This is a genomic window from Candidatus Poriferisocius sp. (genome assembly GCF_965208475.1).
Lineage (GTDB): Bacteria > Actinomycetota > Acidimicrobiia > Acidimicrobiales > Bin134 > Poriferisocius.
This window is the reverse complement of sequence record NZ_OZ242338.1, coordinates 1403418-1423272: the sequence shown is the minus strand read 5'-3', so window position 1 is coordinate 1423272 and position 19855 is coordinate 1403418. Positions and strand designations below refer to the sequence as shown.

General features: G+C 67.8%; 17 protein-coding genes and 2 pseudogenes. 15 read left to right on the top strand and 4 right to left on the bottom strand.

Going from position 1 to position 19855, the window contains the following annotated elements:
• Positions 1-95 precede the first annotated feature (95 nt).
• From ACOGXA_RS06670 to ACOGXA_RS06655, 4 genes are read left to right on the top strand one after another with little or no spacing between them, the layout of a single operon-like run.
• On the top strand, positions 96-431 hold the full coding sequence (locus ACOGXA_RS06670) for a hypothetical protein (protein WP_419926490.1): 336 nt from the start codon (positions 96-98) through the stop codon (positions 429-431).
• The gene (locus ACOGXA_RS06665; RefSeq protein WP_419926489.1) at positions 431-3367 is read left to right on the top strand and encodes a glycosyltransferase; all 2937 of its coding nucleotides are present in this window, start codon (positions 431-433) and stop codon (positions 3365-3367) included. The genes ACOGXA_RS06670 and ACOGXA_RS06665 overlap by 1 nt, the downstream gene beginning before the upstream one ends.
• Positions 3364-4902 (top strand): DUF5719 family protein, encoded by a 1539-nt coding sequence (locus tag ACOGXA_RS06660; protein WP_419926488.1) that lies wholly within the window; start codon positions 3364-3366, stop codon positions 4900-4902. Before ACOGXA_RS06665 ends, ACOGXA_RS06660 begins: the two co-directional genes overlap by 4 nt.
• Before the next feature lie 30 nt (positions 4903-4932).
• Positions 4933-6594 carry an AMP-binding protein gene (locus tag ACOGXA_RS06655; protein ID WP_419926487.1) on the top strand — a complete coding sequence of 554 codons (1662 nt, stop codon included), beginning with the start codon at positions 4933-4935 and terminating at the stop codon, positions 6592-6594.
• An 8-nt stretch (positions 6595-6602) separates the two neighbouring features.
• Here the strand turns inward: ACOGXA_RS06655 and ACOGXA_RS06650 are convergent, their stop codons facing one another.
• The 3 genes from ACOGXA_RS06650 to ACOGXA_RS06640 form a co-directional block, all read right to left on the bottom strand.
• Complete coding sequence (locus tag ACOGXA_RS06650; protein ID WP_419926486.1) at positions 6603-7334, bottom strand: helix-turn-helix domain-containing protein; 732 nt, start codon at positions 7332-7334, stop codon at positions 6603-6605.
• Positions 7335-7404: 70 nt separating this feature from the next.
• Positions 7405-8610: a CaiB/BaiF CoA transferase family protein gene (locus ACOGXA_RS06645; protein ID WP_419926485.1), complete on the bottom strand. Its 1206-nt coding sequence runs from the start codon at positions 8608-8610 to the stop codon at positions 7405-7407.
• Positions 8607-9617, bottom strand: coding sequence for a D-2-hydroxyacid dehydrogenase (locus ACOGXA_RS06640; protein ID WP_419926484.1), 1011 nt, complete (start codon positions 9615-9617; stop codon positions 8607-8609). The genes ACOGXA_RS06645 and ACOGXA_RS06640 overlap by 4 nt, the downstream gene beginning before the upstream one ends.
• 326 nt (positions 9618-9943) lie before the next feature.
• On the opposite strand from ACOGXA_RS06640, the gene ccmA reads away from it, so the two are divergent.
• From ccmA to ACOGXA_RS06590, 10 genes and pseudogenes are all read left to right on the top strand, one after another.
• Positions 9944-10648, top strand: a complete 705-nt coding sequence (ccmA, locus tag ACOGXA_RS06635) for a heme ABC exporter ATP-binding protein CcmA (protein WP_419926483.1) — start codon at positions 9944-9946, stop codon at positions 10646-10648.
• Positions 10638-11306 carry a heme exporter protein CcmB gene (locus ACOGXA_RS06630; RefSeq protein WP_419926482.1) on the top strand — a complete coding sequence of 223 codons (669 nt, stop codon included), beginning with the start codon at positions 10638-10640 and terminating at the stop codon, positions 11304-11306. Before ccmA ends, ACOGXA_RS06630 begins: the two co-directional genes overlap by 11 nt.
• The gene (ccsA, locus tag ACOGXA_RS06625) at positions 11303-12091 is read left to right on the top strand and encodes a cytochrome c biogenesis protein CcsA (protein WP_419926481.1); all 789 of its coding nucleotides are present in this window, start codon (positions 11303-11305) and stop codon (positions 12089-12091) included. Before ACOGXA_RS06630 ends, ccsA begins: the two co-directional genes overlap by 4 nt.
• A complete protein-coding gene (locus ACOGXA_RS06620) occupies positions 12088-12234 on the top strand; it encodes a hypothetical protein (RefSeq protein ID WP_419926480.1) in 147 nt (48 codons plus the stop codon). Before ccsA ends, ACOGXA_RS06620 begins: the two co-directional genes overlap by 4 nt.
• Positions 12227-12781, top strand: coding sequence for a cytochrome c maturation protein CcmE (locus ACOGXA_RS06615; protein WP_419926479.1), 555 nt, complete (start codon positions 12227-12229; stop codon positions 12779-12781). Before ACOGXA_RS06620 ends, ACOGXA_RS06615 begins: the two co-directional genes overlap by 8 nt.
• A 37-nt stretch (positions 12782-12818) precedes the next feature.
• The gene (locus tag ACOGXA_RS06610) at positions 12819-14780 is read left to right on the top strand and encodes a heme lyase CcmF/NrfE family subunit (RefSeq protein WP_419926478.1); all 1962 of its coding nucleotides are present in this window, start codon (positions 12819-12821) and stop codon (positions 14778-14780) included.
• Positions 14781-14844: 64 nt separating this feature from the next.
• Entirely contained in the window at positions 14845-15366 is a 522-nt protein-coding gene (locus ACOGXA_RS06605) for a TlpA family protein disulfide reductase (protein ID WP_419926477.1), read from the top strand.
• Positions 15363-15881 (top strand): cytochrome c-type biogenesis protein, encoded by a 519-nt coding sequence (locus ACOGXA_RS06600; protein ID WP_419926476.1) that lies wholly within the window; start codon positions 15363-15365, stop codon positions 15879-15881. The genes ACOGXA_RS06605 and ACOGXA_RS06600 overlap by 4 nt, the downstream gene beginning before the upstream one ends.
• A complete protein-coding gene (locus tag ACOGXA_RS06595) occupies positions 15874-16977 on the top strand; it encodes a tetratricopeptide repeat protein (RefSeq protein WP_419926475.1) in 1104 nt (367 codons plus the stop codon). The genes ACOGXA_RS06600 and ACOGXA_RS06595 overlap by 8 nt, the downstream gene beginning before the upstream one ends.
• Positions 16978-17121: 144 nt before the next feature.
• Positions 17122-18231 (top strand): annotated as a pseudogene (locus ACOGXA_RS06590) (IS256 family transposase); the annotation flags it as partial.
• On the opposite strand, the gene ACOGXA_RS06585 reads toward ACOGXA_RS06590, so the two are convergent.
• Positions 18185-19378 carry an IS110 family transposase gene (locus ACOGXA_RS06585; protein ID WP_419926946.1) on the bottom strand — a complete coding sequence of 398 codons (1194 nt, stop codon included), beginning with the start codon at positions 19376-19378 and terminating at the stop codon, positions 18185-18187. The pseudogene ACOGXA_RS06590 and the gene ACOGXA_RS06585 sit on opposite strands and share 47 nt — an antisense overlap.
• A 254-nt stretch (positions 19379-19632) precedes the next feature.
• Between ACOGXA_RS06585 and ACOGXA_RS06580 the strand changes: the two are divergent.
• Positions 19633-19851: pseudogene (locus tag ACOGXA_RS06580) on the top strand (transposase); the annotation flags it as partial.
• Positions 19852-19855 lie beyond the last annotated feature (4 nt).

Sequence of the window (19855 nt, the reverse complement as noted above, 5' to 3'; positions counted from 1 at the left end):
CACTTCATGGGTGCCCTTGCCGTACTCGGTGTCGAGTCGCCAACAGCTCGGTGAGGTGCCTCCTGTGCCGTCGGGCGGGCCGATACGGTGTTGAGGTGGGCGAAGCGCGGCCAGATCAGGAACCAAGAACCGAGAACGACCCCCTGGTCGAGTGCATTCAAGACGGCATCTACACTGCGGTGGGCCTCGGACTGCTGGCCATCAATCGCTTGCAGGCCGCTCGAAGGGATCTGTCCGACCAGATGCCCGGCGACTTGCGGGATGCCTTTGCCGAACTGGCCGACCAGATTCCCGACGACGTCCGCCACGCCGCCGCTGAGGCGGCCCGGCAGCTTCCCGACTCCGTTCGCACTGTCTTGTCCGATGCCGTCGAGCAGGCCCCCGCTCTGGCGGCCGCCCTCCGGGAATTCATCAGGCGCACTGAACCCTGATGGAAGCAAGATCCGACATAAGGATCCATGTCGTGATCGTGAGCCACGATCCCGGTTTGTGGTTCGACGAGATGTTGGAGTCGGTTGCCGCCCAAGACCATCGCTGGGTGGATGTGACAGTGGTCGACACCGGCAGCGAGGCCGACCCCACAGCCCGGATCCACCGGATCCTGCCCGGCGCCACCGTCCGCCGGCTGGATTCCAACCCCGGCTTCGGCCCGGCGGCCAACCTCGTCTTGGAAGCCGAGCCCGCCTCGGGGTTCATTGCGGTGTGCCACGACGATGTGGTGCTGGCGCCCAATGCGCTGCGGCTGCTGGTCGAGGAGTCGATTCGCTCAAACGCCGGGATAGTCGGCCCCAAGTATCTGGACTGGGATGATCCGTCTGCCATCCGCCAGGTGGGCCTTCTGGTGGACAAGACCGGGGCGCCGGTCCCCACGGTGGAAGCGGGAGAGCTGGATCAACAGCAACACGACGCAGTTCAGGACATGTTCGCGGTGCCGGGAGGGTGCGTGCTGATGCGCGAAGACCTGTTCCGGGCGGTCGGCGGCTTCGACCCGGAGATGTCGTTCTGCTACGAGCATGTCGATATCTGCTGGCGGGCCCGCACCGTGGGAGCGCGGGTCATGGTGGCCCCCTCGGCGGTGGTTCGCCACCGACAACGGCTGCACGAGCGCCTCCCCCCTGGACTGGTTGGCCGGCTCTACCGCCGCCACCGGGTGCGGACCCTGCTGTCGGTCTACGGTTTCTGGCATTCGCTGCGGGTGGTTCCCCAGGCGATGATCTCCTCGGCCGTCGGGTTCTTGGCCGCGGTGCTCACCGGGCATATGAGCCAGGGCCAAATGATTGCGGCATCGTGGGGTTACAACCTGGTGCGCCCGGGATCGATCAGACAGCGGCGTCGGGAGGTGAGCCGGGCCCGCCATGTCGGAGACGCCCATATCAGGCTGTCCCATGCCCGGGGCTACGCCCATCTGGCCTCGTCTATGACCGATCCCGGGGGGGCGGCGGGCCGGGTTGGTTTCAGCCGCGAGCTGTCGACTCGGGGCGCCCTTTTGTCTCGGTTGAGCCGCTCGCGGGCGCCGGTGATGGTGTGGCTTGCCGCATTGGTTCTGGTGTTGCTCGGTTCCCGAGGCCTCATCACCGGGGGCATTCCCGCCGCGGGCGGGCTGGCCCGGCTGGGATCCAGCTCCGACCTGCTGAGCGGCTGGTGGAGCGACTTCCGCCCTGTCGGACTGGGCCAAACCGGGTACGCCCCCACCGGGCTGGGGGTTTTGACCCTGCTGAGCTGGCTGTTCTTCGGAGAGACCGGCCTGCTGCGCACGGTGCTAATCGTCGGCATGGTTCCGCTGGGGGGGCTGGGGATGTGGCGGCTCATGCGCCCGTTCGGCACTCTGGGGATCCAGATAGTGGCCCTCGCGGCATATACGGCCAGCCCGGTGCCGTACAACGCCCTGGCCAATGGGGTCTGGGACGCTTTGTTGCTCTACGCCGCAGTGCCCTGGCTGATGCGGGCTGCGCTGGCCGGGGCGAGACTCACCCCCTTCGATCCGTCGGATGCCATCCCCGGTCGGAGCGCCCCGCAGCCCTCGGTCGCGGGGAATGACCGCACTAGGCCGCTCGGTTCGCGGCGATCAGCGCAGCGGCCCCTGGTTGGGCGGGAAGTCCTGGCCGCCGGCCTGCTGTTTGCCCTGGTCGTTGCCATGGTGTCGGAGGCATTGATGGTGGCGGCTCTGGTGCTGGCGGGCCTGCTCGTGGGTTCGGCTCTGGCCGGGACCGCCGAGGGGATGGTGCGGATGGTGCTGGTGGCGGCGGTCGGGGCGGCCATAGCCGCAGTGCTGAACCTGCCCTGGTTGCTGGACGGCTTGCCGTCGTTGTTCGGCGACAGGCTGGGAGGCGGTCGCGGGAGCTCTTGGGCTGAGCTCCTCCGGTTTGACACCGGGCCATTCGGCGATGACCGCCTCGGCTGGGCCTTGCCGATTGCCGCGCTGCTCCCTTTGGCTGTGGCCCACGACTCTCGCCTGGCATGGGCAGTGCGGGGATGGACGCTGTACTTGGGCACCGCGGCCGTAGCCCTGGCCGCTGAGCAGGATTGGTCGCCGGTGCCCCTGCCCCGGCCCGAGGTCATCTTGGTGCCCGGCGCCGTGGGCTTGGCGATCGCCGCGGCCATGGGGGTGGCCGCATTTCAGGTGGATGTGCGCCGTTACCGATTCGGGTGGCGGCAGATCGTGCCGCTCACCGCCCTGGTTGCCCTGGTGGCGGCGATGCTGCCCATGTTGGCGGTTGTCTTTGACGGCCATTGGAACGCAACCGACGACGACTACGCCGATGTGGTCCCGTTCAGCGAGCACACCGCCGGAGATGGCGGTGGCCAGGAGGACCGAGTTCTGTGGATCGGCCATCCCGACTTGTTGCCGCTGGGAAGCTGGAAGCTGGAAGACGGCTTGTCGTTTGCCGTGTCGGGCAGCGCCGCCTTCCCCACTGTGGCCCAGCGGTGGGTCGGCGAGCTGGACGACCGGACCCGCCAAGTGGGGGAAGCGATCCTCGGTGCGCCGTCGGCGGGCACCAAGCGGTTGGGCGCCGAGCTCTCCCGGTGGGGGATCGACACGATTCTGGTGGCTGAGCGCTTGGCGCCCGCGCCCTATGGCGACTTGTCGCAGCCCGCGCCCGAATGGCTGTTCGACATGCTCGACGGTCAACTCGATTTGGCGCCGGGCAGTCTGACCGCAGGCATCGCCACCTACCACAACACCGTCCTGGAAGCGCCCGCGGCGGAACTCTCGGTTGCCGGGCCGCCCGACGACAGCGCCTCTGGGCTCACTCGGCTGCTTCTGGCGGTGCAGTTGGCATTGTGGGTTGCGGCTTTGATCGGGCTGGCCCGCCTCAGCACCGACGAGGAGCGCCAGCGCAGAGCGCCCCGGGAGCGGGCGCGGTGAGCGGCGGGGCCGTGCGCTGGCCCTTGGTGGTGCTGGCGGTGGTGGCGGTGGTCGGGCTTGCGGTGGCCGACAGGGGTGAAGACCAGTCGCCGGCCAGCGCGGTGCTGGCGGGCCTGGGGGTTACCAGCGCGGCACCCGGCCCAGAAGCGGAGGGAGGGGTTTGGTACTGCGGGGAGGGCACGTCGAGGCCCGGTGAGTTCGCCGATCACTCGGTGATCGTGGCCAACCCCTCGGCTGTTGCGGTCACTGCCGCGGTGTCGGTTTTCCCCGCGACGCCGGCAGGCTCGGTGTCGGCGTCGGCGGCGCCCCGAGAGGTGACGCTGGCGGTGCCGGCCAGATCGGAGGCATCCCTGCGGCTGGCCGAGGTGGTGGAGTCGCAGTACACCGCGGCGCTGGTTGAGGTCGACTCAGGACAGGCGGTTGTCGAGCAAAGGGTGCAGGGCCCAACCGGCATGGACGTCATGGCTTGCGCCACCCGCTCGTCGGCAGTCTGGCATTTTGCCGCCGGATCGACTCGGCGAGACGCCCGGCTGGGGTTCACCCTGTTCAACCCGTTTCCCGACCGCGCCGTGGTGCAGTTCACTTTCTCCACCGATGCAGGAGTCCGCAAGCCCCAGTCGCTCAGAGGGGTTCTGGTGCCGGCTCGGTCGCTGGTGGTGGTAAATGCCACCAACGTGGTACCCCGGTTCTCGTCGGTGTCCACCACTATCGAGTCGCAGGCCGGGCGGATCGTCGCCGGCAGGCTCCAGCTCTTCGACGGCACCGAGGGGCTGGAGGGGCTGACCGCGGGTCCGGGGATCCCGGAACCCCAGACGCAGTGGGTGTTTCCCGGCGGGCCGACCGACTCCGGCATGGTCGAGCACATCGTCTTGTACAACCCTTCCCAACAGGTGGCCTCTGCCTTTGTCGGCATCCGGTTGGATACGTCCGGCTCCGGCGGCGCACCGGCGCCGTTCGAGGTGTCGGTGCCGCCCCGCCAGCAGATCGCCTTGGTCTTGGGTGATATCGGGGCCTATCCGCTTCCCCCCGAGCCCTTCGCCTATAGCGTGGCCGGCTCGCTGCCCGACGGGGTTGGGATCTGGACCGCGTTGCAGGTGTATAACGGGGTTCCCATCGTGGCCGAGCGGGTGGCTGCCGCGCCGGCAACATCGGCGCCTGCGGGAGTGGCGACCGCCGCGGGGAGTCCGGTCACCGCGGTCCGGCACCTGATCGCGGGGAGCCGGGCCGGTGGGGCCGAAGTGGTGTTGGCCGTGGTCAATCCCTCGCCTGACTCCATCGCGCTGGTCACCGTGTCGAAGATCGCCGACGGCCAAGCCGCTCCCGTTGCCCAGCTGGATCCCTTGGAGGTGGCGCCGCACAGCCGTGTGGTCGTGCCGGTGGATCGGCTGGCCGACGGCGACTCCTACGCGTTGCTGGTGGAGGCCAGTCAACCGGTGGCAGTGGGCCGTTCGCTGCTGGCCAGGGAGGGGACTGGCTCGGCTTCCAGCGCCGCCACCCCCTTCGATCCCATCGCCCTCGACCCCTCAGCTTTCTAGCCCTTCTCCCTGCCTGTCTACGATCCAGTCATGGATGCCCCTGCCGAATCCCAGCCCACCGTGCGAGAACTGGTCTTGAGCCGGGCCGATGATGACCGCCTGGCCATGCTGTTCGAGGACGAGCAGCACACCTACCGAGAGTTCACTGCCGGGTGCATCGCCCGGGCCCGATTGCTGCTGGACCGCCGGGGGGAGGGGCCATTCCACGTGGGAGCTCTGCTGGACAACGGGCCGGAGTACTCCATGCTGCTGGGTGGAGCAGCCGTGGCGGGAGCAGCGGTGGTGGGCATAAACCCCACTCGGCAGGGAGCGGAGCTGGCCCGCGACATCACCCACGCCGACTGCGGCCTCATCATCACCGAGGGCCGCCACCGGGGGCTGCTGGAGGGTCTGGATCTGGGCGCGGCCAACGGACGGGTGTTGGATGCGGACACGCCGGAGTGGGCCGCGGGCTTGGCTCGCTTTGCCGGCGCCGAGCCGCCGGGAGCCGAAATCGACCCGCTGGCCCCCTACCTGTTGTTGTTCACGTCGGGCACCACCGGCGACCCCAAGGCGGCCATCTGCTCGCAGGCCCGTCTAGCCCGGATCGGCCAGGTCATCACCGACATGCGAAAGCTGACGTCCGACGACGTGTTCTATCAAGCCATGCCCATGTTCCACTCCAACGCGCTGATGGCCGGCTGGATCCCATGCCTGGCTGCGGGGGCTGTGGCCGCTTTCCGCCGCCGGTTCTCGGCGTCGGGGTTCCTGCCCGATGTGCGCCGGTTCGGCGTCACCTATTTCAACTACGTGGGCAAGCCGCTCACCTACATCCTGGCCACCCCCGAGCAGCCCGATGACGCCGACAACACTTTGAGGATCGTGTTCGGCAACGAGGGCGCGGTACACGACCTGGAGCGGTTCTCCCGCCGATTCGGGGTGCCGGTGGAGGATTCCTACGGCTCCACCGAGGGGGGAGTGGCGGTGAGCCGCACCCCCGACACGCCGCCCAACGCGCTGGGCCGAGCCGACGACAGCGTGAAGATCCTCGACCCCGATACCGGCGAGGAGGCGCCGCTGGCCGAGTTCGACGACACCGGCAAACTGCTCAATCCCGATGAGGCCATCGGCGAGCTGGTGTCGATGGCGTCGGCCCCGGCATTCGAGGGCTATTGGAACAACCCGGAGGCCGACGAGGAGCGGACCCACGGCGGCATCTATTGGTCGGGTGATTTGGCCTACCGGGACGCTGAGGGGTTCGTGTACTTCGCGGGCCGGAACTTCGACTGGCTGCGGGTGGACGGCGAGAACTTCGCGGCCGCTCCGGTTGAGCGCATTCTGGTGCGCCACCCTGATATCGACTTGGCCGCGGTGTTTGCCGTGCCCAGCTCCACGGTGGGCGACGACGTCATGGCCGCGGTGGTGCGCCGTCCGGGAGCGGCCTTCGACCCGGAGGGTTTCGCCCGCTTCCTGGCCGGCCAAGATGATCTGGGCACCAAATGGGCCCCTCGCTACGTGCGCTGGGCCGACACCCTTGTCCAAACCGAGACCAACAAGATCCTCAAGCGCACCCTGCGCCGGGAGCGCTGGGAATCGGGCGACGAGACCTGGGCACGCGAGGGCGACGGCTATCGCCGGTTGGCTTCTGGCGACCTCGAGGCGATCAGAGCGGAGTTCGAGGCCCGAGGCCGTCTGTCGGTGCTGGATTTCTAGCGTTCTCGCTAGCCCGTGGTGATCTCGGCGACAGCCCTTATGGTGGCGGCCACAAGGGCCCGCTGGTCGGCGTCGATGGCCTCGTAGGCCTCGGCCATCCGGTCTGAGGTGATCTCCTCGGCCCGGCGGTGCTTGCTTTTGAGGGGCTCGGGGTCGGGGAAGGGCTCGCTCCAGCCGAAGAACTGGGCGTGCTGGGGGTTGGCTTGGGCGATGATGGCCTCTACCGGGGTGAGGCCAGCGGCGCTCAGGCCATGGACGTGGAACCCGAAGCGCAGTTCTCGCAGCACCTGGATGGCCAAGCCGGCTGCGGCGGCAGGGTCGTCGGGCACCGGCATGGCCCGCCAGCCGGCGTAAAGGGCCTGGCTCATGGGCTCGGTGGCGTCGATCACCATGCGGGCCGCAGCGGCGAAGCCGCCCAGCCCGTCGAGGTGGCCGAAGGTGTCGGCCGCCCAGTTTCCGATACCGGCGGCGAAGGCGGCGGCCGCGTCGGCGGGCGACCCCTGCCCTTTGGTCTCGTTCCAGCCTGCTTCGATCATGGCCGGGTGGAACAAGGCGAAGCCCGACACCACCACGTCAGATGCCACGTCGCCCAGCACCCCGCCCCGGGCGCCGATATACCGGGCCATCCCGCTGAACCCGGCCTCGCCGAGAGCCTGGCCCACCGCGTCGGCGGCATAATAGCTGCGCCCCATAGCCGCAATGGGCATTCCCGTAGCTGCGGCTGTTTCCTCTGGAGTCATCTTGGCCTCCCCTTCCTGGTCGGCGCGGGGCAGCCCCCAGCGCCTTCGCCACTCTCGGCCCGCAGCGTAGTCACACCAGGCCGTCGGCTTGGGCTTGGGCCAGGCGCTCGGCGTCCCAGCCCAGCAGCTCGGCGTAGACCTCGGCGTTGTGGGCGCCGATGGGGGGGCCGGGGTGGCTGATGGTGCCGGGGGTCTCGCTGAGCAGGGGTGCGGGAGAGGCCATTGGCACCGCGCCCAGCACCTCGTGGTCCACCAGGGTGACACTGTTTCTGGTCAGCACCTGGGCGTCGGCCAGCAGGCCGGGCAGGTCGTGGACCGGGGCAACCGGGATGCGGGCCTCGACGAAAACGGCCACGGCCTCGTCTAGGGGGCGCTCGGCGATCCAGTCGGCCACCAGCGCATCAAGCTCGTCGCTGTTGACCTGGCGGTCGGCCATGCGGGCGAATTTGGCCTGGTCCTCGGGGCCGCCCCGCCCGGTCAACGCCAAGATGCGCTCCACCTGGCGGTCGGTGGTGCCCGACAGGCACAGGTGGCGGTCGTCGGCCGTGCGGTAGATGTTGCGGGGGCCGCCGGTTTCGAGGCGCGATCCGAACCGGGCTGGGGGCGGATCGTCGCCGTCGGGGTCCCAGGCGGCCAGGGTGCTGCCCAGCAGGGTCAAGACGGGCTCGTACATGGACACGTCCACGTGCTGGCCGCCTATCCCGTTCACATCCCGGCCGTAGCAGGCCACCAGGGTGCCGATGAGTCCGAAGATCCCGGTCAGGGTGTCACCCAGCGGGATGGAGGTGAGCATGGGCGGGCCGTCGGCCTCCCCGGTCATGTGGGTGAGCCCGGCGAAGGCCTCGGCCATGGTTCCCGCACCCGGCCGGTCGGCCAGCGGCCCGGTGTGGCCGTAGGGGCTCACCGACACCATGACCAGGCCGGGGTTGATGGCCCGGAGGTGATCCCAGGTGCAGTCCCAGCGCTGGAGCATGACCGGGGAGTAGTTGTGGACCAGCACGTCGACCTCGGCCACTAGCCGGCGGAGGATGTCGCGGCCCTCGGGGCGGTTGAGGTCGCAGGTGATGGCCCGCTTGTTGCGCGACACCATGGCCCACACCAGCGACTCCCCGTTGCGGCTGGCCCCGATGCGGCGGAGGGCCTCTCCGGACGGCGGTTCGATCTTGATGACATCGGCGCCGAAGTCGCCCAGGAATGTGGCCACCTGGGGCGCGGCCAAAAAAGATGAGATGTCCAGCACCCGCAGCCCGGCCAATGCCCCCCCGCTAGGGCTCATTGCTTGACCTTGCCCGTGACGAAGGGGAGGTCGGTGGGCAACTGCATGGAGGTCACCTCGTTGACGAGCGGATCGCCGGCGAGGAGTCGGCGCAGGTTGTCGCAGAACAGCTCGGCGCCCCGATCCCATCGGCCGATGCCCCCTCCGGAGGAGTGGGGGGTCAGCACCACCTTGGGATGAGACCAATAGGGGTGGTCGGGATCGAGGGGCTCGTCGTTGAACACATCAAGGATGGCGGCGGCCAGGCTGTCGTCGTTCAGTGCCCGAAGCAGCGCCTCGTCGTCCACCAGCTTGCCCCGGGCGATGTTCACCAGCACCGCCCCCGGCTTCATGGCCGACAGGAAGCCGTCGTCTACCAGGTTTTCGGTTTCGGGAGTGGCCGGGGCGGCCAGCACCACCACGTCGGCCTCGGGCAGGGCATCGGGTATCTCGGTGGGCGAGATCATGGCGTCAACCGGCTCATCGCCGGTGGGATGACGGCGCACACCGGTCACATGGGCCTCGAACGCCCGGGCCCGGTGGGCGGTTTCTGCACCGATGGACCCCAGCCCGATGATCAGCCAGCGGGATCGCCACACTTCGCGGAAATTGCGGTGTTCCCATCGGCCATCGGCCTGGGCGGTCCGCCAGCGCTTGGCGTCTTGGAACACGTCGAGAACTGCTCGCAGCACGAACTCAGCGATGGGAATGGCGGTGAGGTGGGCGTTGCATAACCGAGCGCCCCGGCTCAACAGGCGTTCGTAAGGATCGAGATCTACCCCGGCCGCGGCCGACTGAAGCCAGAGGAAATCGGGTGCGCCCTCTACGATCTCGAAGAATCGGTCCAGAATTCCGCCGAAGAACAGGTCGCTCGACAGCCACGCCACCTCCGGGTGGGCATCAAAGGGGCCTTGAAGCCGCCCATCGTCGGCCAGACGCAGCCACTGGAGACCATGTCCTTCGTTGTCCAGCGCGTCGAAATGGCTCCGGTGCTGCTCATACGCCTTCTCGGTTACCAGAGCGAACACATCGCCGATGCTATGGCATTGAGGGGCGAGCGACGGAGTGGTGGCAGAGAATTGCGCCCATTTCAGTAAATTTCATCTAATATTGACACAGGCGAGTCCTGTTGCAATACTCCGAACAGGGCTCGCCCCTGGCTAGGGCGAGCCTTAGGCCGGGGAGATCTACCCTCCCCGGCCGTTAGGGCTAGATCCGAAACCTAGCGGGACACCTGCTAACGGGCAAGCAATTTTCTGGCTCAATTGTTGCGACTTCGGCTACTCCGGGAATCGCTGTTACGACGGGTTTGGTTTCTGCGATCAGAAAGCGCCCCTGTAGCCTGAGTGGAGTTGTGGAAAGTGCTGTCCGGCTCCGGGCCGCTGTGACGTTATTGGGGCGGTTTCCCGCCTTGGCCGGAGTTGATCTCGACATCTCGCCCGGGGAGATCGTCCTGTTAAAGGGGCCGAACGGGGCAGGCAAGACCACCCTGTTGCGATTGTGTGCAGGACTGTGCTCGCTGGCCTCGGGCCAGGGGTGGGTGCTGGGCCACGATCTGAGCGATGAGCGTCGGATGGTGCGGCGTCGGGTGGCGCTGTTGGGCCATCGCACCGGGCTCTACGACGATCTGACCGTGGCCGAGAATGTGGCGTTTTGGGCTCGGGCTGCGGGGGCCGGTGGCGCCGACGTCGACGAGGCAATTGAGCGGCTCTCGCTCACCGGGCGCCTGGCCGATACCCGGGTGGGCCGGCTGTCGGCAGGTCAGCGTCGCCGGGCCTCGATCGCCTCGCTGGTGGTGCGGCGGCCAGAGTTGTGGCTGCTGGACGAGCCCCACGCTGGCTTGGACCAGCAGTCGCGCGACACGGTGGACGTACTGGTTCGCAGCGCGGCTGCGGCGGGCGCCACGGTGGTTTTGGCCACCCACGAACTAGAGCGGATTCAGGTGCTCGAGCCTCGGGTGGTGAGCGTGGTAGGCGGGATGGTGAGCGAGGGGAGCGACCCGGCTGATGCGCCACACGGCGAGGATGCTTCCGCCGAGGGAGGCCGGCGTGTTCCGTGACGCATGGCTGATCGCGGGCAAGGACCTGAGGATCGAGATGCGCGCCCGGGTGGGGATCAACCAGATCGTGCCGTTCGCGGTAACGGTGCTGGTGCTGTTCGCCTTCGCGCTGGACACCGATCAGGAGGCGTTGCGGACCTATGCCCCCGGGCTGTTCTGGGTGACGGTGCTGTTGGCATCGCTGTTGGCCATCGGTCGCTCGTTCGCGGTGGATTTGGCCGACGGGGCCTCCGACCGACTGCTGCTGTCGGGGATCGACCCCATCGCAGTGTTCGGGGGTAAGGCGGCGGCCATCACCATTCAGCTGTTGGTGCTGGAGGTGCTGTTGGCAGCCGGCGTGGTGCTCTTGTTCGACGTGACCGTGTACCGCTACGGCCTCTTGGTGTGCGCGGGGCTGGCCGCCGCCGCCGGGGTGGCCGCCGCGGGCACGCTGTATGGGGCGCTGGTAGCCGGGCTGGGGATGCGGGAAACTCTGCTGCCGGTGCTGTTGTTGCCGGTGGTGGCCCCGGTGCTCATCGGGGCCACCCGGGCATTTCAGGACGCGTTCGGCGTGGCCGGGGCCGAAGGGTGGGCCTGGTTGGGCCTTCTAGCCGGTTTCGCCGCAATCTATGGGGTATTCGGAGCCTTGAGTTACGGGGCTCTTTTGGAGGAAGCATGAGCACCGTGGTGGCTGCCACCACCTCGTCGCAGGCGACGAGAGTCCTGGGCTGGTTGACACTGGCCGGATTTGCGGTGCTGGTGGCCCTGGCTTTCGCCTGGGTGCCCGAGGACACCCGTGTTACCGAGCAGGGCGACGTGGTGGGCCAGTTCGACGCGGTGCGCTTGATGTTCGTCCATGTGCCGTCGGCCATCTTGGCCTACACCGGGTTCGGGTTGACCTTTTTGGCCAGCCTGGCCTATCTGCGGTGGCGCACCGACTGGTGGGACATGATGGCCCACGCCTCCGCCGAGATCGGCGTGGTGTTCGGAGTGCTGACTCTCGTGACCGGCTCTATCTGGGGGCGTCCCACCTGGCAGACCTGGTGGGAGTGGGGCGACGTGCGGCTGGTGACCGCACTGGTGATGGTGCTGGTATTTGTCGGCTACCTGGCGGTGCGCCGCATCCCCGCCGATACTGCGGTGAGGGCTCGGCGGTCGGTGGTGATCGCCCTGGTGGGGGCCGTGAACATCGTGATCGTGAACCGGTCGGTGGACTGGTGGGAGAACCGGACTCTGCATCAGCAGTCCACGCTCACCGCCCGCAAGATCCGTGATGAGACTCTGTTCACCCTGTCGTTCTCGTTCGCAGTGGGGATGGTTCTTTTCGCCTGGTTGCTGCTGCACCGCTTCCGCTTGGCCTACCTGGAGAGCCAGATCGAGCAGCTAGAGGTGGACGAGGCCTTGGAGGAACGGCGAGCCGAGGCACAGGCGCAACTGTCGGACGAGTCAGAGGAGCGGCCATGACCCATATGGGCTATCTGGTTGCCGGGTGGAGTATCACCGTGGGCGCGGTGGTGGCCTATGCCGGGTGGGTGCTGATGCGGGGCCGATCGCTGGGTCGAAGGGTGCCCGAGAACCGCCGCCGCTGGATGATGCCCGATGACTGACTCTCAGGCCGAGGAATTGGTGGATCCGGGCGAGGCCATGGATCTGAGCCCCCGACCGGCCCGGCCCGCACGCCGAGGCTTCCGCCGGTGGGGGCCGGTGCTGCTGGTGGCCGCGGTGCTGTTGGTGATCGGTTTCGTGCTGTGGAAGGTTCTGGCCGACGCCACGCTGGTTTTCCGCGAGGTGGACGATGCGGTGGAGGACCGGGAGGAGTTGGGCGACGATCGGTTCCGGATGATCGGCTCCCCAGTCAGCGGGTCTCCACGAGATGTGACTCTGGACGACGGACGCCCGGCGACGGCCTTCTCGGTGACCCTCGACGGGGTGGTGGCCGACGTGATTCACGTTGGCGCAGTGTCCGACCAGTTCCAGCCCGAGGTGCCCGTGGTGATCGACGGTCGCTGGGTGCGAAGCAGCGACTACGGCGGTGTGGCCGACGACGGCTGGTACTTCGCCAGCGACCGGATGCTGGTGAAGCACGACAACGACTACCGGGTGGACAACCAAGACCGAATCGACGACGCCGAAGAGCGCGGACAGTACGAATGACTGACGGCGGTTCATTGCTGAAGGGCGACCGCCGGCGATGAACACAACCCTCGGGGTGCTGGGCATCTCGGTGGCGATGGCTTCGGCCGCCATCGGGGTGTTCATGGTGGCCGCCCGCCGGCTCGAGCGGGTGCGGCTGTGCGCCTGGCTGGTGCTGGGCGGCGCGGCGCTTTCTGTCTTCGCCATGGAGCGGGCCCTCATAACCCGGGACTTCTCGGTGTCGTATGTGGCGGAAAACGGCAGCCACGCCACCCCCGCGCTGTTCAACGCGGCCACGTTGTGGGCCGCGCTGGAGGGCTCCATCCTGTTGTGGGCCCTTATCTTGGCCGGGTACCTGGTGCTGGTGGCCACCAGATTCCGCCACCGCCTCGGCGACCCGCTGGTGGGATGGGCCATGGCCGTGCTGTTCATCGTGTGCCTGTTCTTCTTTGTGCTGATGTTCAACTGGCCCAACCTGGACCTGGCCCAACCCTTCCGCCGGGTGGATGTGCCGCCGGGCTACGACGGTCCCGGCCCCAATCCGCTATTGCAGAACCACTGGCTGATGGCCGTGCACCCGCCGATGCTGTACCTGGGCTATGTGGGGTTCACCGTGCCGTTCGCCTTTGCGGTGGCCGCGCTGGCCACCGGACGGCTGGGGGAGGGGTGGCTGGTCGAGACTAGGCGGTGGACCCTGTTCGCCTGGGCCTTCCTCACCGCGGGAATCATCTTGGGGGCGTGGTGGTCGTGGGACGTTCTGGGCTGGGGCGGCTACTGGGGCTGGGATCCGGTGGAGAACGCATCATTGCTCCCGTGGCTGACCGGCACCGCCTATCTGCACTCGGTGATGGTGCAGGAGCGCAGGGGAATGCTGCGGGTGTGGAATCTGTCTCTGGTGTGCGCCACGTTCGCGCTCACCATCCTGGGCACATTCTTGACCCGCTCGGGATTGGTGGACTCGGTTCACGCCTTCTCAGCCGATGCGGTAGGCCCGGCGCTACTGGTGTTCTTCGCCCTGGTAGTGGTGGTCACCGTGGGGCTCATCGCCTGGAGGGGCGACCGGCTGCGCTCGCCGGGACAGATCGACTCGGCGCTGTCTCGGGAGGCCTCGTTTCTGGCCAACAACCTGCTGTTCGGGGTGTTCGCCTTCGTCGTGCTGTTGGGGACGGTGTTCCCGCTGATCGTGGAGGCCCTCAATGGCGACCGGATCAGCGTGGGCACCCCGTTCTTCGACCGCATGACCATGCCCGTCGGTCTGCTGTTGCTGTTCTTGATGGCGGTGGCCCCGGTGCTGCCGTGGCGCAAGACCACCGTCGAGCGGCTGTCGGAGCGGCTTATGTGGCCGGGGTGGGCGGCAGTGGCCGGCCTGCTGATCGCCCTTTTGGTGGGGGCTCGGGGGTTGGCGCCCCTGCTGGCGTTCGGCCTGGCCGGATTCGCGGGGGGCGCGGCGGTGCGCCAACTGGTCTTGGCCGCCCGGCGGCAGGGATGGCGGGGCCTGGTGGGCCGGGCCAACGGCGGCATGGTGGTACACATCGGAGTGGTCGTGGTGGCGGTGGCGCTGGCCGCCAGCAACAGCTACCTGCACCAGAGCGAGCTGACCATCGCTCCGGGGGAGGCGGCCTACGTGAGCGGGCATGAGATCGTCTTCTTGGGCACTCAGGAAAAGGTGTTCGACAACAGGGTCAAAACCGAGGCGGTGGTGCTGGTGGACGGCACGGTGGTGCGGCCGGGGGTGAGCCGGTTCGCCAACGGGGGAGTGGTGCGCACACCCGGCACCAAGTCTTCGCCGGTGCGGGACATCCAGGTGGCGGTTCTGGACCTGCCCGACGCCCCCGGCGGCCCGGCCGGGGTGCGGGTGACCGTCCAGCCGCTGACGCTGTGGCTTTGGGTGGGCGGGGCGATCATGCTGCTGGGCGCGGCGCTGTCGGCCTTCCCCGGTCGCCGCCGGTTGCCCACCCAGCCGGTGTCGGCGCCGGTGCCGGGAGCGCCCCTTCGAGATCGCGAGGTACCGGTTGCCTGACCTGTCGCCATTTGACGACCAGCCTGTCGACTCTGAAGGGCATGAGGAAGGATCGTCCCCGCGGTTGCAGACCGTCCGGTGGGCGGTGCTGGCGGTCGGGGTGCTGGCCGTTGCGCTCATCGTGGTGTTCGCGGTGTCGGAGCGGGGGAGAGGCGGTCCGCCGGTGCCCGACTTCGCCCCCGAATTCGCCGGGGACACCCTCGACGGAGGCAGCTTCGACATGGCCGCGCAGCGAGGCCGATGGGTGGTGGTCAACTTCTTCTCCACCTGGTGCGTTCAGTGCGTGGTGGAGCATCCCGAACTGGTGGCGTTTCGCGATCGACACCGGGATGACCCCGACGTGCGGCTGGTGAGCGTGGTCTTCCAGGATGACGTGGACGTCATCTCCCGGTTCTTCGCTGAGCAGGGAGGAGACTGGCCCGTAGTTATTTCCAACACTGGTCGCATCGCCATCGACTTCGGGGTGACCGCCGTGCCGGAGACCTATCTGGTTGATCCTTTTGGTCGGGTGGTGTCCAAGTTCACCGGCGGAGTCACCTTGGGTGGGCTCGAAACCCAGTTGGCTCGTGCAGGGGCCACCCTGTGATCTCCCGTCGCCGCAAGGTGGTCCTGTCGTGGCTGCTGGCCGGGGTGGCCGCCGCCACCATGTTGGCGTTTGGGGTGGTGGACGGCCGGGATGACCGCACCAACGCCGAGCGGGCCCATGACATCGGCGCCACCATCGCCTGTCCCCAGTGCGTCGGGCAGTCGGTGGTGGAGTCGGACGTGGCCATCGCCAGGGAGATTCGAGCCGAGATCGGCCGACTGGTGGTTGCCGGGCACAGCGACGACGACATCCGGGCCCGTTTTGCCGAGCGCTATGGCAACTGGGTCGTTCTGACGCCGTCGCGCTCGGGGGTGGGCGGGCTGGTCTGGGTGATTCCGGTGGTCGGGCTGGTCGTTGGGGCGGGGTTGCTGGGGGTGACCCTGAGCCGGTGGCGGCGGGCTGCACAGGGCGACGACTCAGTATCGGAGGAGGAACTTGCCTTGGTGGAGTCGGCGCGCACTGCGAGAGCTGGTCGCCAGCCATCCGATGCCGAGGGAGGTGTGGAGGGTGGATGATCCTCGAAGGCAGGAGCAGGAGTTTTGGCTTGAGTCTTTGGAGGATCTGGACGAGGAGCTGGCCGCGGGGGATTTGGACCCCGAGGACCATCAGACGCTGAGCCGGAGCTATGCGCGGAGGGCGGCTGAGGCGCTTCGGGGAGGCAAAGGTCAACCTGAGCAGCCGGACGGTGGGGGACGGGGAAAGCTGATCGCAGTGGTGGTTGGGCTGGTGCTGGTAGGCGTAGTGGCCGGTGTGTTGCTGGGCCGGGCGGTGGGGTCGCGGCATTCGGGCGACACCATTACCGGCAACGACGCAGTGACCAGCGTGCCCGGGTTGTTGAGGAACGCGGAGGAGTCGGCCGCGGCCGGTGACATTGCCGAGTCCATTGCCATCTACGACCGGGTGCTGGAGCGGTCGCCGTCGAATCCCACTGCGCTGGCCTACAAGGGCTGGTTGCTGGCCTTGGAAGGGCAAGAGGCTGAGGCTGCCGATGTGCTGGCCGATGCGGTGGTGGCCGCCCCCGACTATCCCGATGCCCGGGCATTTCGGGCCATCCTGCTCTATCGCACCGGCGATTGCTTTGGCGCGGCGGGTGAACTGGCCGCCTTTGATGCCACCAGTCCCCCCGAGTTCATTGCCCAGCTAGTTGAAGCTCAAGGCCTGCGAACCAACATCGCCTTATGCCAGATCGTCTTGCAGGCGGAGGAGCAGTTCCAGTCGCTGGCCGACCTCGGCCTCGCCGCCGATGATGCCGTGGCCGCGGCCCGCGCCCTGTGGGATCCGACATCTCCCAGCCTGGGCGACCCCGCCCTGGCGCTGCGGGTGTATGAGGCGGTGCTGGCCGACCTCCCCAACCATCCCGGGGCTCTGACTTTCAGCGGAGTCTTGCTCATCCAGACCGGCCTAGATGACCAGACCGCCGAAGGCGCCCGCCGCATCCACCAGGCAGTCGAAGCCGCCCCCAACTACCCCGAGGCCCGCCTCTGGCGAGCCTGGCTCTCCATCGGCCTAGGCCAAACCGACCAAGCCCTCGCCGACCTCAACCACCTAGACACCCTCAACCCCCCTGCCGAGATCACCCGCCTAGCCGCCGACCTCCGCACGAGACTGTAGGGGGTTGTCAATTTTGGATTTTGTGGATTAGCTCTCGAGTGTAGGTGTTGGGACTGTCAGGAATTTTGTGTATCGGGCGTGATCTGAGGGTCCGCGGTTTGGTGCTGCGGGCCGGGAAGGATCATGTCTGTGACTGATCAGGATATGCCGGCTGTGCCGGCGAACGAGGCCGCCGGTGAGGCGGCGATGCAGGACTGGGCCGAGCTGTTGGTCGAGCGTGCCCGCGCCGAGGGCGTGGAGCTGACCGGCGACGGCGGGCTGTTGACGGGGCTGGTACGCCAGGTCCTCCAGACCGGGTTGGAGGTCGAGATGGCCGGCCATTTGGGCTATGAGCGCCACGCTCCGGAGGGCCGCGGGTCGGGGAACTCGCGCAACGGCTCTTCGCCCAAGCGGGTCACCACCGAGATCGGCGAGATCGACCTTCGGGTGCCCCGTGACCGGGCGGGGACTTTCGAGCCCGTCGCGGTGCCCAAGCACAAGCGCCGCTTGGACGGCCTGTCGGGCAACGTGATCAGCCTCTACGCGAAGGGGCTCACCACCGGCGAGATCCAGGCGCACCTCGAAGAGATCTACGACACGTCGGTGAGCCGGGAGACGATCTCCAAGATCACCGACGAGATCGTCTCCGACATGGCCGTTTGGCAGAACCGGCCCCTCGACGCGGTGTACCCGGTTCTGCTGATCGACGCGATAGTGGTCAAGGTCCGCGACTCGCAGGTCGCGAACCGGCCCGTCTATGTCGCCATCGGCGTGGATCTGGGCGGCGAGCGAGACGTTTTGGGCCTGTGGCTGGGCCCATCGGGAGGCGAGGGCGCCAAACAGTGGGCGGCGATGCTGGGCGAGCTCCGCAACCGGGGCCTGGCCGACGCGTTGATCGTGTGCTGCGACGGGCTGAGGGGCCTGCCGGAGTCGATCCGCATGACCTGGCCCGAGGCGACGGTGCAGACCTGCGTGGTGCACATGGTGCGCAACAGCCTCAGATACGCCTCCAAGAAGCACTGGGGCCAGAGAACCAAGTCCATGCGCGAGATCTACACCGCCCCCACCGTCGGGGCCGCCGAGGCCCGCTTCGAGGCGTTCGCCCAAGACTGGGAGGACACCTACCCGGCCATGATCCGAGCCTGGCGCAACAGCTGGGACGAGTTCACACCGTTCCTGGAGTTCCCCGCCGAGCTGCGCCGGGTGGTCTACACCACGGATGCAATTGTCAAGCAGGGGGTGCGGGTTTTTGGGGCTGCCAGTGGGAGACGAGGACCTCGTAGGCCCGCTCTTGTTGCTCGACGAGGGCTTTCTCGGCGTCTCGCAGCTCTTTGATGTGGTAGTCCCGCGACGGCCCGGCGGTCGGCCCGCGGCGGGATTCGGATCCGGCGGCGAGCTCGAGGCCGCGGCGCTTGTGCGCGACCAGGCTGGGGCGGGCGAACGCGTAGTCCTCGCCTTTGGTGACCAGGTGCCAGCACAGCACCGCCATTTTTCGGGCGGTGGCGACGGTGGCGATTTGGAAGCCGCGGCGCTGATGGATGCGCCGGTGGAACGCCCGCAGCGGCCCGGGGGCTCGCGCCGCGGAGAACGCTGCCTCGACCAGCATGCCTCGGGCCTGGCCGCGTCCGGCTTTGGTGATCCGCCCGTGGGCGGCCGGGCTGTTTCCCGACTGGGACACCCTCGGGTTCAACCCGAGGTAGGACACCAGGCGGTCCGGCGACTCGAACCGTGAGAAGTCGCCGACCGCGGCAACAATCGACATCGCCGCGGTCACGTTGATCCCCGGCACCGTCATCAGCCGGGCGATCACCGGATCATCCAGGGCGTCGGCGGCGATGTCCTGCTCAACCTCGGTGAGCTCTGCGCCATGGAAGTCGATCTGGCGCAAGAGCGCCTCGACGCTGCGCCGCTCGTCGCCCGGCAGGTCCTGGCCGGCGAGCCAGCGGCGGCCGGCGCTTCCGAACAGATCAGAGTGCGGGCACGTCGCCACCAGGTTCCGCGACAGGATCGCATGCACCCTGTTCTTCAGCCTGGTCCGCTGCTTCACCAGATTTGTCCGCTGGGCGACCAGACGCCGGCGGCGGCGGGTCCGGTCGTCGGCCACCCACGTCTCCGGCAAGAAATCCGCCGCCAACAGCTGCGCAAGGATGCGGGCATCCACCTTGTCGGTCTTGACTTTCGCCTCCGCTATCGCCCGAGTCTTGCGCGGGTTCGACACCACCACCCGGGCCACGACCCCGCGCAGCATCACCGCGATCGCGTCCGAGTTCGTCGTCGCCTCCAAAGCCACCTCGTCGCCAGGCTCCAAGAACTCCTCCGCCCAAGCCCGCAGGTCCTCCGGACGCACACCGATCCTCCCCTCGTCGCGGCACACCCCCGCTTCGACGACGGCGATCTGCGCAAACGAACGATGCACGTCCATCCCAATCCACCGCATATGACAGCTCCTCTCAGACATCAATGAGGAACCGCCGGGCGGACACGACAAAAACGGATTCGCGCTCACAGCGCAGCCGGGCCAGTCGCAGGGGCGGCCAAGTACTAACACGAGCTCGCAGCTCACTGTGTAAGGACGGCCTGCCCTAGCTGTTCCTCCTCAGCACCCCGAACCCGGCAACCCAGACCCTACCGGCCAAAGCAGCAAGCGCCCGAGACGCCGCAGATTTCATACCCGATACCAACGCCGTAGAGAGCCTCAACGCCAGGTTCCGACGAGCGGTACGCCACCGAGGGCACTTCCCCAACGAGCAGGCCGCCATGAAAATCCTCTACCTTGTCGCCACCACCAAACGAAAGAACCGCAGCAACCTCACCGGCAAGACCAACGGCTGGAAAGCCATACTGAACACACTGACCATCCACTACGGCGACCGGATCGCCGACCACATCAAATGAAAAC

Bases quoted from the DNA above. Each gene is read 5' to 3' on its own strand.
- ACOGXA_RS06665 (WP_419926489.1), top strand. From the start codon at position 431: ATGGAAGCAAGATCCGACATAAGGATCCATGTCGTGATCGTGAGCCAC.
- ACOGXA_RS06655 (WP_419926487.1), top strand. From the start codon at position 4,933: ATGGATGCCCCTGCCGAATCCCAGCCCACCGTGCGAGAACTGGTCTTG.
- ACOGXA_RS06650 (WP_419926486.1), bottom strand. From the start codon at position 7,334: ATGACTCCAGAGGAAACAGCCGCAGCTACGGGAATGCCCATTGCGGCT.
- ACOGXA_RS06645 (WP_419926485.1), bottom strand. From the start codon at position 8,610: ATGAGCCCTAGCGGGGGGGCATTGGCCGGGCTGCGGGTGCTGGACATC.
- ccsA (WP_419926481.1), top strand. From the start codon at position 11,303: ATGAGCACCGTGGTGGCTGCCACCACCTCGTCGCAGGCGACGAGAGTC.
- ACOGXA_RS06620 (WP_419926480.1), top strand. From the start codon at position 12,088: ATGACCCATATGGGCTATCTGGTTGCCGGGTGGAGTATCACCGTGGGC.
- ACOGXA_RS06615 (WP_419926479.1), top strand. From the start codon at position 12,227: ATGACTGACTCTCAGGCCGAGGAATTGGTGGATCCGGGCGAGGCCATG.
- ACOGXA_RS06610 (WP_419926478.1), top strand. From the start codon at position 12,819: ATGAACACAACCCTCGGGGTGCTGGGCATCTCGGTGGCGATGGCTTCG.
- ACOGXA_RS06585 (WP_419926946.1), bottom strand. From the start codon at position 19,378: ATGGACGTGCATCGTTCGTTTGCGCAGATCGCCGTCGTCGAAGCGGGG.